General features: G+C 64.8%; 13 protein-coding genes and 1 pseudogene. 5 read left to right on the forward strand and 9 right to left on the reverse strand.

The window, feature by feature from the left end:
* The first annotated feature begins 21 nt into the window (after window positions 1–21).
* Window positions 22–2,151 (forward strand): prolyl oligopeptidase family serine peptidase, encoded by a 2,130-nt coding sequence (locus tag HJG53_RS15770; protein WP_171132257.1) that lies wholly within the window; start codon window positions 22–24, stop codon window positions 2,149–2,151.
* A 4-nt stretch (window positions 2,152–2,155) separates the two neighbouring features.
* Here HJG53_RS15770 and HJG53_RS15775 read toward each other — a convergent pair whose 3' ends face one another.
* From HJG53_RS15775 to HJG53_RS15785, 3 genes are read right to left on the reverse strand one after another with little or no spacing between them, the layout of a single operon-like run.
* The gene (locus HJG53_RS15775) at window positions 2,156–3,718 is read right to left on the reverse strand and encodes a DHA2 family efflux MFS transporter permease subunit (protein WP_171132259.1); all 1,563 of its coding nucleotides are present in this window, start codon (window positions 3,716–3,718) and stop codon (window positions 2,156–2,158) included.
* A complete protein-coding gene (locus tag HJG53_RS15780; protein WP_171132261.1) occupies window positions 3,699–4,769 on the reverse strand; it encodes an HlyD family secretion protein in 1,071 nt (356 codons plus the stop codon). The genes HJG53_RS15775 and HJG53_RS15780 overlap by 20 nt, the downstream gene beginning before the upstream one ends.
* Window positions 4,762–5,211 carry a MarR family winged helix-turn-helix transcriptional regulator gene (locus HJG53_RS15785; protein ID WP_171132263.1) on the reverse strand — a complete coding sequence of 150 codons (450 nt, stop codon included), beginning with the start codon at window positions 5,209–5,211 and terminating at the stop codon, window positions 4,762–4,764. The genes HJG53_RS15780 and HJG53_RS15785 overlap by 8 nt, the downstream gene beginning before the upstream one ends.
* Before the next feature lie 79 nt (window positions 5,212–5,290).
* Between HJG53_RS15785 and HJG53_RS15790 the strand changes: the two genes are divergently transcribed.
* Entirely contained in the window at window positions 5,291–6,181 is an 891-nt protein-coding gene (locus HJG53_RS15790; RefSeq protein ID WP_171132265.1) for an ROK family protein, read from the forward strand.
* Between the two features lie 12 nt (window positions 6,182–6,193).
* On the opposite strand, the gene HJG53_RS15795 is transcribed toward HJG53_RS15790, so the two are convergent.
* From HJG53_RS15795 to HJG53_RS15810, 5 genes are all read right to left on the reverse strand, one after another.
* Window positions 6,194–6,562, reverse strand: a complete 369-nt coding sequence (locus HJG53_RS15795) for a PilZ domain-containing protein (protein ID WP_217352889.1) — start codon at window positions 6,560–6,562, stop codon at window positions 6,194–6,196.
* A gap of 241 nt (window positions 6,563–6,803) precedes the next feature.
* Window positions 6,804–6,941: a hypothetical protein gene (locus tag HJG53_RS15800; RefSeq protein ID WP_171132269.1), complete on the reverse strand. Its 138-nt coding sequence runs from the start codon at window positions 6,939–6,941 to the stop codon at window positions 6,804–6,806.
* Window positions 6,942–7,054: 113 nt separating this feature from the next.
* Complete coding sequence (locus HJG53_RS15805; protein WP_302477396.1) at window positions 7,055–7,648, reverse strand: SOS response-associated peptidase; 594 nt, start codon at window positions 7,646–7,648, stop codon at window positions 7,055–7,057.
* A gap of 31 nt (window positions 7,649–7,679) precedes the next feature.
* Window positions 7,680–8,111: a hypothetical protein gene (locus tag HJG53_RS18895; RefSeq protein WP_368039595.1), complete on the reverse strand. Its 432-nt coding sequence runs from the start codon at window positions 8,109–8,111 to the stop codon at window positions 7,680–7,682.
* Between the two features lie 284 nt (window positions 8,112–8,395).
* Window positions 8,396–8,728 carry a hypothetical protein gene (locus tag HJG53_RS15810; protein WP_171132273.1) on the reverse strand — a complete coding sequence of 111 codons (333 nt, stop codon included), beginning with the start codon at window positions 8,726–8,728 and terminating at the stop codon, window positions 8,396–8,398.
* A gap of 289 nt (window positions 8,729–9,017) precedes the next feature.
* Here HJG53_RS15810 and HJG53_RS15815 point away from each other — a divergent pair, with 289 nt between their 5' ends.
* Together HJG53_RS15815 and HJG53_RS15820 are read left to right on the forward strand one after the other, a co-directional pair.
* Entirely contained in the window at window positions 9,018–9,353 is a 336-nt protein-coding gene (locus HJG53_RS15815; RefSeq protein ID WP_171132275.1) for a hypothetical protein, read from the forward strand.
* 269 nt (window positions 9,354–9,622) lie between these two features.
* Complete coding sequence (locus HJG53_RS15820) at window positions 9,623–10,156, forward strand: hypothetical protein (protein ID WP_171132277.1); 534 nt, start codon at window positions 9,623–9,625, stop codon at window positions 10,154–10,156.
* A 145-nt stretch (window positions 10,157–10,301) separates the two neighbouring features.
* Here HJG53_RS15820 and HJG53_RS15825 read toward each other — a convergent pair whose 3' ends face one another.
* Window positions 10,302–11,054, reverse strand: a complete 753-nt coding sequence (locus tag HJG53_RS15825; protein WP_171132279.1) for a tyrosine-type recombinase/integrase — start codon at window positions 11,052–11,054, stop codon at window positions 10,302–10,304.
* A 148-nt stretch (window positions 11,055–11,202) separates the two neighbouring features.
* Here HJG53_RS15825 and HJG53_RS18410 point away from each other — a divergent pair.
* Window positions 11,203–11,384, forward strand: a pseudogene (locus tag HJG53_RS18410) (IS21 family transposase); the annotation flags it as partial.

Consider the following 11,384-nt stretch of genomic DNA (forward strand, 5'->3'; position numbering starts at 1 on the left):
GCGACCCAGGGGGAGAGTGTCATGATTCGTGCGTCGATTGTGCGTTCCGGTCTGTCGTTGCTTGCCGTTTGCGCCGCGGGCGCGCTTGCCGCCCCGCCGCCTGCGCCCATCGAGCCGGTCACCGACGACTATTACGGCACCAAGATCACCGATCCCTATCGCTGGATGGAAAGCGGCAAGGATTCGCGCTGGATGCCGTGGTTGAAGTCGCAGGCGGATGCGACGCGGGCGACGTTCGAGTCTGTGCCGGGCCGCGCGGCGTTCCTGAAGGATGCCGAGGCGCTGTCGGGCGCGGTCACGACGGTGCAGAAAGTCGTTCAGGCGGGGCCGCACCGGCTGATCCAGCGGCGCGATGCCGGCGCGCAGGACACGGTGATTTACGTGCGGACCGGCAATGGCGCGGAACGGGTGCTGGTCGATCCCGCGAAGGTCGCCGGCGGCGACCAGGTGATCGACTGGTGGCAGGCTTCGCCCAAGGGCCGCTATGTCGCCGTGGGCCTGTCCAAGCGCGGCAGCGAGGCGTCGATCCTGCATATCGTCGACACCGCGACCGGGCAGCTGCTGCCGGATCGCATTCCCAACACCGATTTCGGCATTTTCGGCTGGCTGCCCGATGAGAGCGGCTTCACCTATCTGACCTTTGTCGGCGAGAAGGGCACGCCGACCTATTACGTCAACAACTCGGCGCGGCTGCACCGGCTCGGCGCGAGCGGGCCGGACGCCGTGCTGATCGATCGCGCCAAGCCGCCGGTGCCCCTGACCGCGGACCAGTTCCAGGGCGTGTTCGTGTCGCCCGATTCCGATACGGCGCTGCTCGGCGTGTGGGACGGCCGCTCCGAACGCGCGGTCTATCGCGCCGACCGCGAGAGCGTAGTCGCGGGCAAGGCAGGCTGGTCCCGCGTCGCCGACTTCGACGATCTGATCGTCGACGTGGCGCTGTCCGGCGACGCGCTGTGGCTGGTGTCGCGCAAGGATGACAGCAATGGCCGGCTACTGCTCACGTCCGCCAAGGCGCCGAGCCTGGCCGCCGCCAAGCCGATCGCCATTCCCGGCAACCCGGTGATCGAGAGCATCACCGCATCCAAGTCAGGAGCGATCCTGAAGACCCTGGAAGGGGGCAAGTCCGCGCTGTGGCGGGTCGGCCGCGACGGGGTTGCGCGGCGCATCGTCCTGCCGGTGTCGGGCACCGTGCGCTGGGTCGAGACCGATCTGGACTCGGACGGTGGCTTTGTAAGCCTTGGCGGCTGGTTCGCGCCGGCACAGCCCTATCGGCTCGACGGCGACAGGCTGGTCGACCTGGGCCTGGTCAAAGCACCCGCCGCCCTCGATCCGACAAAGTACGAAGCGCGCGAGCTGATCGCGACGGCGCGTGACGGTACCAAGGTTCCGTACACGGTGCTGGCGCGCAAGGGGCTGGTAACGAACGGCCGCAATCCGCTGATCATCGAGGCCTATGGCAGCTACGGCTATTCGATGACGCCGGCCTATCGCAGCCAGATGATCCCGTTTCTCGACCGCGGCGGCGTCTATGTCGAGGCGAGCGTCCGCGGCGGCGGCGAGTTCGGCCGCAAATGGCATTATGCCGGCAAGGCGGAGACAAAGGCGAACACCTGGCGCGACGCGATCGATGTGGCGGAGGAACTGGTCCGCACCAAGCTCACCAGCCCTGAATATATGACGATTCTCGGTACGTCGGCGGGCGGCGTGATGGTCGGGCAGGCGGTCAACGAGCGGCCGGACCTGTTCACCGGCGCGGTCGCCAATGTCGGCTTCATGAACCCGATCCGCTATGTCTCGGAGCAGAATTTCGCCGACATCCAGGAATGGGGCGGGCCGATCACCGACGCCAGGACGTTCAAGATCATGTACGATCTCGACGCCTATGAGCATGTGAAGCCGGGCACGCGCTATCCGGCGACCCTGGTCGTCAGCGGCATCAACGATCCGCGCGCGGCGACCTTCCACGGCGCCAAATATGCGGCGAAGCTGGCAGCCTCGACGACCAGCGGCGAGCCGGTGCTGCTGCGCATCGACTTCGACGCCGGACACGGCATCGGATCGACCCGCAGCCAGCTCGATCAGGTATGGACCGACATCTTCAGCTTCGCGCTGTGGCAGGCGGGCCGGTCGGAGTTCGCGCCCAAGCCGTAGGCGGTCACATCTCCATCGCATGATGCTCGTCGGCCGCGGGGCGCCCGCGCGGCCGGCGAAGCAGCAGCACCAGTGGCACCGCGCATAGCGTGACGATCGCCATCAACTTGAAGTCGTCCAGATAGGCGATCATCAGCGCCTGCCGATTGACCTCGGCGTCGAGCATGGCGAGTGCGGTGTCGCCGAACGTGCCGAGCCGCTGCGCCTGGCTCGGGTCCATGGCTGGCAGGTTGAACGAGGTGACGTTGCCGGCGATGTCGCTGTGGCTGGTCTGCAGGTTGCGGCCGAGGAAGGTTGTCACCACGGAGATTCCCGCCGACGCACCGATCGAACGGAAGAGGTTGAGCAGGCTGGCGCCGTCGGTGCGGTATTTCGGGTCCAGCGTGCCGAAGGCGGTGAGGTTCAGTGGCAGAAAGACGAGGCCCATGCCGAGCCCCTGCAGCGCGCCGCTGATGATGATCCAGGTGCGGTCCATGCCGAGCGACCAGCTCGTCATCTCCCAGAGCGACAATGCGGCGAGTGTCATGCCGGTGCCGACCAGCCAGCGGGGATCGACCTTGCCCATCAGCTTGCCGGCGACCGTCATCGTCACCAGCACGCCCACGCCGCGCGGCGCGAGCAGCGCGCCGGCGTCGACCACCGAATAATTCCAGATGCGCTGTAGCATCGGCGGCAACAGCGCCATCGTCGCGAACATGATGACGCCGATCACGACCATGAAGAAGAGGCCGGTCGCCATGTTGCGGTTCGTGAGCAGCGCCCTTTCGAACATCGGCGCCTTGCCCGTGAACATGTGCACGCCAAACATCCAGGCCGCGCCGAGCGCAATGGCGGCTTCGATGCGGATCTCCCAGCTGTCGAACCAGTCCGCCTGCTGGCCGCGATCGAGCATGATCTGGAAGGACGCGACGGCAAGCGCGAGCAGCGAGAAGCCGAACAGATCGAACCGGCGGGGACGCAGCGGCTTGGCGGGCAGCAAGGCCCACATGACCGCCAAGGTGACGATGCCGAACGGCACGTTCACGTAAAAGCACCAGCGCCAGTCGAAATTGTCGGTCAGCCAGCCGCCCAGCACCGGTCCGAGGATCGGCCCGATAATGATGCCCTGGCCCCAGATGGTCATCGCCCGCACCTGTTTGGACGGCGGGTTGATGTCCATCATCACGGTCTGGGAGAGCGGATTGATGAACGCGGCGCTGATCCCCTGCAGCACGCGAAAGGCAACCATTTCCTCCAGGCTTGTCGCGGTGCCGCATAGCATCGAGGCGAGCACGAAGCCGGCAACCGCGGCCAGGAAGAGGTTGCGCGAGCCGACCCGGTCCGACAGCCAGCCGGTGATCGGAATCGCGATCGCGGACGCGACGATATAGCTGGTCAGCACCCAGGTGATCGTGTCGGCGGTGGCGCCGAGCGCCGTCTGCATGTGCGGCAGCGCGACATTGGCGATCGTGGTGTCGAGAATCTGCATCACCGTCGCCATCATCACGGCGATGGTGAGCAGCGTCTTCTGTTCGACGGGCGTGGCGGCGATGTCTGCCGCCGGCCCGCTAGCGGCCGTTGCGGACATCGACCTTCACATTGGCGCTGAGGCCTGCGATCAGCGGCCGCGGCGAAGCCTCGTCGATCGCGATTCGCACCGGCACGCGCTGGGTCACCTTCACCCAATTGCCGTTCGCATTCTGCGCCGGCAGCACCGAGAATTCAGAGCCGGTGCCGGCGCCGAAGCTCATCACATGGCCCTTCAGCCTCAGCCCGTCATAGGCGTCGATCTCAAGCTGGGCGGGCTGGCCGACGCGCACCTTGTTCAGCTGGGTTTCCTTAAAGTTCGCTTCGACCCAGGCGCGGTCGCCGACGACGATGCTGAGCGCGGGCAGGCCTTGGACGATCTGGTTGCCGACCTGCAGCCGATCCGCCTGGCTGACCGTGCCGGAGGTTGGCGCACGGACGGTGGTGCGCTCGAGATTGAGCAGGGCCTGGTCGAGCTGGGCGCGCGCGGCGGCGATCGCCGGATTGACGCCCGGCACCGCCGCACCGGTCTGCAGTCGTGCGCGGGCTTCGGCGGCCTGGGCCTGAGCGTTCTGCAGCTGCACCCGCGCCTGCTGCAGCGCGTGCTGCGAGTTGAGGTAGGAGGCGCGGGTGGTGAAGCCGCGCGCCATCAGCGCCGACTGACGGGCGAAATCCTCCTGCGCCGCCTGAATGGCGATGCGCGCGCCTTCGATATCGGCGCCCTTGCCCTGATATTCGGTCTGCAGCGTCTGCACCTGCACCTGCGCATTGGCGAGCGCCGCCCGCGCCTGTTCAACGGCGATCTGATAAGGTGCCGGATCGATGCGGAACAGCACGTCGCCCTTGTTCACATGGGCGTTTTCGGCAGCGCGCACCTCGACGATACGGCCGCCGACATCTGCCGACACCGACACCTTGTCCTGCTGAACATAGGCATTGTCGGTCGACACGAACCGGCCGGAAGTCAGCCAAAGATAGGCCCCGACCGCGACGATGATAAGCGGCACGGAGACGAGCGCGACCAGTCGGCCCCAGCGGCGCTTCGGCCTTTCAGCGACCATCAGGGTCGCGAGTTCCGTATCGGCGATGATCGGGCGGTCGGCGTCAGCCATGAGCAGTCTTTCGTTCGTTTCGTTCGGCGGCAACCAGATTGTCCCGCATGCGGCCAAGCAGCTCGGCCAAATGCGCTCGCTCGCCTTCGTCCATGCCCGCCAAAACCTCGTCGAGCAGGCTGTCGGCAAGCAAACGCAATCGAGCGATGATCGGGTGCGCGGCTTCGCTCAGATAGATGCGCCAGGCGCGGCGATCGGCTGGGTCGGGCCGGCGCTCGACGAGCCCGGCCGCCGACAATTTGTCGACCAGCCGACAAAGCGTGATCGGCTCGATATCAAGCAGTTCGGCGAGCTGCCCCTGGTTGGCGCCTTCATTGCGCGAGAGAGTGGTGAGCATCCGCCATTGCGTCCGCGTCACGCCGATTTCCCGCGCACGGACGTCGAAAGCGCGGCGGAGCAGCCGCGACACGTCTCCGGTGAGGAACCCAATCTGGTCGGCCATAATGCAGATATATAGTAAGTGTTGCTTAGTTTTTCTAGGGGTGTTTGCTCCGCTTCGCCGGCTCGACTAGCGTGACCGAATGGACGCTCTCCCGCTGCTGGCCGGTATCGAAATGGGAGGGACTAAGACGATCGTGGCCGTCGGTCACGATCCGGCGGCGCCGCTGGCGGTCGAGCGGATGCCGACCCGGACGCCGGACGAGACGCTCGCGACCGCCGCAACGATCCTCGAAGCATGGGCGGAGCAACATGGCTCAATCACGGCACTCGGCATTGGCGCGTTCGGCCCGGTGCGGCTGAATCGGGCTTCTCCTGATTGGGGGTGCATGCTGGCGACGCCCAAGCCGGGCTGGGCACATGCCGAAGTCGCACCCTTTTTCGAGCGGCGGCTCGGCTGCCCCGTCGTGATCGATACGGACGTGAATGCTGCAGCCCTCGCCGAGGCGCGATTCGGTGCAGCGCAAGGGTGCCGGCACGTCGCCTATGTGACGGTCGGAACGGGGATTGGCGGGGGGTTGTTGCTGAACGGGGCGCCGCATCATGGCGCCTTGCATGCCGAAATCGGTCACATGCTCCCGCGGCGCCATCCTGACGATCATTTTGCCGGCATCTGCCCCTATCATGGCGATTGCCTTGAAGGCCTGGCGAGCGGACCCGCGATCATGGCGCGCCTCGGCGCTCCGCTCGACAGCCTGGGCGAAGGGCACCCGTTTCGGCTGGTACTGGCCGATTATCTCGCGCAGCTCGCCATGACCCTGCGCCTCGGCCTCAGTGTGCAGCGGGTCGTCATGGGCGGCGGCGTGCTGGCGCGGCTCGGCATCCTGGCCACGGTCAACGCCACGCTGCGCGACAAGCTTGCAGGCTATCTGCCGGAAACGGGCAGCAGCGCGCCGTTCGTCGTGGCACCCGTGCTGGCCGATGCCGGGCTCCACGGCGCGCTGCTGCTCGCCCAGGACGATCAGGCCAAGTAAGGCGCTCCTCTTTCAGTCATAATGGTAGACGAGTTTCAGGACCGCGATGCGCTCGGCGATCTGAAGACCGGCCTTGGCGCCGGACGCCCAGCGGACGGTGCCGAGCAGCAAGGGGCGGTCGCGCAACTTGATCAGCAGCGTCGACTCGGTGTCGACCGCAACCGGGCCCTCGATCCGCATACCCGTCTGCGAGATATCTCGTACGGTGACCGGAACCGGCGTCGCGACCAGCACGATGCTGGCCGGCAAATGCACGGTCTGACGCCGGTCGCGGATTTGATGATGCTCGGCATAGCCGCTGTCGATGTCGTCGGTCAGTCCGAAAATGGCCAGGGCGTCTTCGAGATGGAAGCCGATCTTCCCGCCTCGGCACCATCGCACGGTCGCGAAATAATAGGATTTGCAGTCCTCTGCGTAACCACTCCGCCATCGGGCCAAGTACCTGAAACTAAACCGAAAACTTGTTACGCAACCGAAAAGTTCGCAGCAAGTTCGCAGAAAAGTTCGCAATCGGTGTCGGGGCCCATAATCAGGGGTGCTGCGGATGGCAACTGAAGAGGGCGTTCCGCGGTGATTCGATGCGCTGGGCGATCGTTGCCGGACGGGGCGAGTGCCAGCGCTGCTAACTCAGCACCAGGCGCACGAGAAACGCTATGCTGCTTGCCATCGCGAACAGCCCAAAGGCCACAAAGGCCGAAGCCAGCATCCTGGTGCTGAGCCGATCCGGGGTCCGGTCGTGATCCTCATGTTCGATCATCATGGCGCAGCTATTCTATGCGAGCACCGCGGCGCCGCCGACCGTCAGCACGATCGCGACCGCAATGCCCACCCAGTATCCGCCGTGGAAGCTCCGGAAGGACGGGCGGCGAGCGGTCATGCCAGCATCATGAGCTGCGAAGGGTAGGGCGCGGCGAGCGCACAGGCGCTGTCATACTCGCCGGACAGCCATCCGTCGAAGTCCTCATCGTGCAGCACAACCGGCATGGCCTTGGGATGGATCGGCTTCACGATCTCGTTGGGCTCGCATGTGAGGAAAGCGAAGACGTTGCCACCGGGGGCTGGTCGCCAGACGCCGGCGAAAGCGAAGATGGCGCGGCTCGGCACGCTGAACGAATGCTGCTTCATCTTGCCGGGCTGGCCGGCCATTTCGCAGAAGTCGGTGACCGGGACCAGGCAGCGCCGCTCCGGCGTCTTGAGCACAGACTTCCAGAAGGGGCTGCTCAGATTTCGTACGTTGGTAACCGGCTTGTCGAGCATCTTGCCGGAAGCGCCCTTTACCTGATGCGGAAAACCCCATCGCATGATGTCGAGCCGCCGGGTGCCGTCCTCCTCGCGCACAACCCAGCCCATTTTCTTCGGAAACAGCTCGGGTGGCGGGAAGCTCTCGTCTGGCGCATAGATCGGCTCTACACGAAAGCGTGCGGCAAGCTCGGCCTGCTTGGCAGTCATGCGGTAGCGATTGCACATGCCGCCAAGCTGGCACGTCCTACGGATGCACTCAATGCTCGACGGGTCGCGCCGGGCATCGATGGTCGCGCCAGTAGCGCTCCCAGCGAAGCACGGCACCGGTTCGAACCATTGCGCAGGACAGGTCGCCAATGCGAGGCGACGAACACCAGGCCGCTGTTCGAGATCCGCCGGCCGAGCCCGTGGATCGGCACTGGAGTCTCGGTCCCCGCACCAGGACGTGCCCCTCCGGCGATCGGCCGCGAGCGCCGCCGAGCAGCGCGACCAACCGGGCCCTGGCGCCGGTTGCGGATTCGGCGGGGCAGGGGTGACCCGGTCTGCAGCTCCCGTCCGTCTCGCGGGCTGCGACGCCGGGCAGCCGTATCTTGGGGCCTTCCGCACACCAGATCGGCCCAGCACCGTCCCAGACTCGTACCGGTGTGCAGGCAAAGGCCAGTCCCGCCGCAAGAGCCGTCCCGATCACTTCCGCACTCCCACCGTCCGAGCCCGCCCGTTCTGGTCCATGACGTCCGCCGATCTTTGGTTGTAGATGTGGGACGTTAGCGTGCCTGCGCAGGAACGGGAGCGATGTGGACCTGCCCTTTGGCGCCGCACTCTGAGCATCTCAACAGGTGGGCGGCCGTTTGCAAGCGGAGCGGATAGGGGAACATCTGCCGCAGCTCGGGCGGCGTTGCCCGAGCGGTGTGGCGGCAGACCGTGCAGCGGATCATCGCATCGACTCGGTACCTCCCGAAGCAGGCGGTGGTCTCAATCCGGGCGGTGCTCACGACGCTCCTGCGCCTGCCGCAAGCGCTGCATCAGCTCGGGCGTTCGCTCCATGCCGGCGACACGGCAGATGCCGTTGAAGGCGGCGTTGAGGCTCTGTCGTCGGGCCAGGGCGCCCGCAAAGTCGCCGGCACATGGCTCCGTGGCCCGCCGCCAGAACTCGTCGAACATCCATCGCTCGCCAGTCGAGATCGCGTAGAGATAGGCGAGCGCGAAGCGCAGGGCGAAGGACTTGGGCACCGGCCCAGTCGCTTCCGCGGCCTCGTCCAGGGCAGCGAGCGCTTTGAAGGTCAGATGGTCGCTCGAAAGCCGCATCGGCTACTCATCGCGCAACAGGAACGAAGCAGGAACAAAAATCTTTCCTACATCTACAGCTTTGTGCTTCAGGCTGGGCTTTGCGGGAGAGAGACGATGGACCTGCTATCTCACCTGATTGTGGCACTTCCTGCGATCATGCTTGGATGGGCCGCGATCCGCAGAGCCGAGGCTTTGGTGATCTGGGCAAGGCGGCGGGCCCCAGGTGAGAGAGATGACAGCGGTCTGTGACTGACAGCCCCGCGGAGCCCAAGTCTCCCTTGTCGAGGATCGATCGGGTAGGAGGGCAGTGGAATGGCGCGATCTGGCACGCTTGTGGGTCGCAGCCATTGCCACCACATCTGCACACACATCTGCACAGCATTTTATGGAAAGGGCGGTGCGTTTCGCGCGTTCATTGACCCTAAACATCCTCGAATGTAGAGAGATTGCGGAGCTGACCATGCTGAAGATGGGTTATTTCGATCCGGTGGAGCGTCGGCGCGAGAAGTCGCTTGCCCGCGCCGCCGACGATGCTGCCCTTCGCAGCGGGGTCTCGCGCGAGGATTTGCGGGTCCGCAACAGCTTTTTGGCGCCCCTTGAGATTGTCGGTTCCTCGGCTGAGCACCAGAGCGCTCATCTCTGAGCGGCGAACCGCTTCCCGCTGACATCGTCCATCGCATCGCGTCCGCACTGACGCTCTCTGACGGAGCATTCATCGTCGGTGGGCAGGCGCTCAATATCTGGGCTGAGCGCTATTTCGAGAAGGCGAATGAACTCGCCTACTATGGCCCCTACACGTCCAAAGACCTGGACTATTTCGGGCAGGTAGACGCAGCGAGAAAACTCGCGCAGCTGATCGATGGTGAGGTCCTGCTCCCGGGCCGAGACGACCATACCCCCGAGAGTGCCAGGGTGAAGGCGACCATCGACGGCCACAATGTGGAAATCGATTTTCTCACTCACGTGAAAGGTGTGCCGGACGATAGATTGCAAAAATCCGCCGCAGACCTGGTCTTCCAAGTGCAGACGACTGGCGGCATCGCCGAACTCAAGGTGCCGATCATGCACCCGTTCCACTGTCTCCGCAGTCGTCTCGCAAACGTGGTCGAACTCAATCGGTCCGATGACACGGCCAAGAGGCAGCTCGAAGCCGCTCCCATCGTCCTCCGGGAATATATAGACGAGATGCTCGCATCGGGCCGGGAACGCGATGCGACAGGGACATTGCAAGCGTTATTCGAGTATCTCCGCTCGGATCTGACGGGCCGCAAAGCACATCTCGTTATGGCCAATGACCCGGCCCAGATCTTCGATCAGTTCGCAGACGATCCTCGGATTACCGAACGCTATCGTTCGCACAACTTGGCAACGATGCGGCGTCAGATTGCGGAGCGCCGCACGGCATGGGGCAAGCTAAAATCGCTGTTCCTTCGCCGGACGGTCTAGCGCCGTCAGCGCCGTCCCAGGGAGCCTCCTCGAGAACAGCACCCCGGGTCCCTTCGGCGTTGCGAGCGTCGCTCATGGAGCGCTGCAGCTATGCCCCTCACCAGATCCTTTGCTTCATAACGATGCGGGCTTGTCACCGCTGGCCTTAAGAGGACTCGACCTTCGTCATCGCCGATCGGGTCCGGAGCCGCTGCGACGCGTATTTGAGCGCCATGCGGAGTGTCCTGTGCCCCAGGACGGCCTCGATCTCGGAGATCGTGCAGCCTGCCTCTTCCATCGCAGACCCTGCGGCGTATCGCAGTCCGTGGAGCGAGCGGTTCTTTGGCATGGCAGCGATGTTCTGAACCGCCCGGTGAATCGCGCTTCCCAGATTGTTCGCGTTGAAGCTCTTGGCCCTTACCGTAAGGCAGATGGTGCCCTTGAGCGATAAGCGTGTCGATTTCAGCGTCTCCAGGTGCGCCTTGAGGCGCTGGTGGCAGGCGATGTCGAGCATCGCGCCGGTCTTGGCTTGCCGGACGCGAATATAGTCGCCCTGCCACTGCGACCAGAGCATTCGGGCAATGTCGTTGGCACGCTGCCCGGTGTAGAGCGCCAGAAGTACCGGCGTGCGAACATGTTCAGGGGCTTCGGTGAGGAAGAGTTCGATCTCGTGGGTTGACCAGACGACATATTCCTGATCGCCGCCCTTGCGCTTGAGGCGCTTGATGCGTGCCGCGGGATTGAAGCCTTCGGGCACAAGCTCATTTTCGTCTGCCCAGCTATAGAGGCGGCTCACCATCTGCTTGATCTTGTGAGCCTTGCGGGTCTGGCGCGCATAGCTGTCCCGTACGGCCTTGATCATGCCGCGGGTGGCGAGCGCGAATGGCTCGTCCCCAAGCTCCTGTTCCAGCAGTGCCAATGTCCGCTCATAGTCGCGCTGGGTGGGATCAGTGTGGATCGGCGTGGAAAAAGGACCCCGGTAGCGGGGTGATCGGCGTCGAAAAAAGACCCCTCATCCCGGTGGTCTAGGCTGCACGCTTGGCGGTGTGTCAGGCGGCGAGATCGGGATGTTGGTATTGGAGACGGTGTTGAGGATCCGACGCGAGCACGCGTCGGGGAAGGCCATCAAGGCGATAGCGCGCGACCTGCATCTGTCGCGTGGTGTGGTGCGTAAGGCGGTTCGGGCGCCGGAGGCGGACATGGCCTACCGGCGAGAGGTTCAGCCGTTACCGAAGTTGGGACCGTTCCA

Origin of the sequence: Sphingomonas sp. ID1715 (genome assembly GCF_013044515.1) — a bacterium.
In the GTDB taxonomy this organism is placed as follows: Bacteria; Pseudomonadota; Alphaproteobacteria; order Sphingomonadales; family Sphingomonadaceae; genus Sphingomonas_B.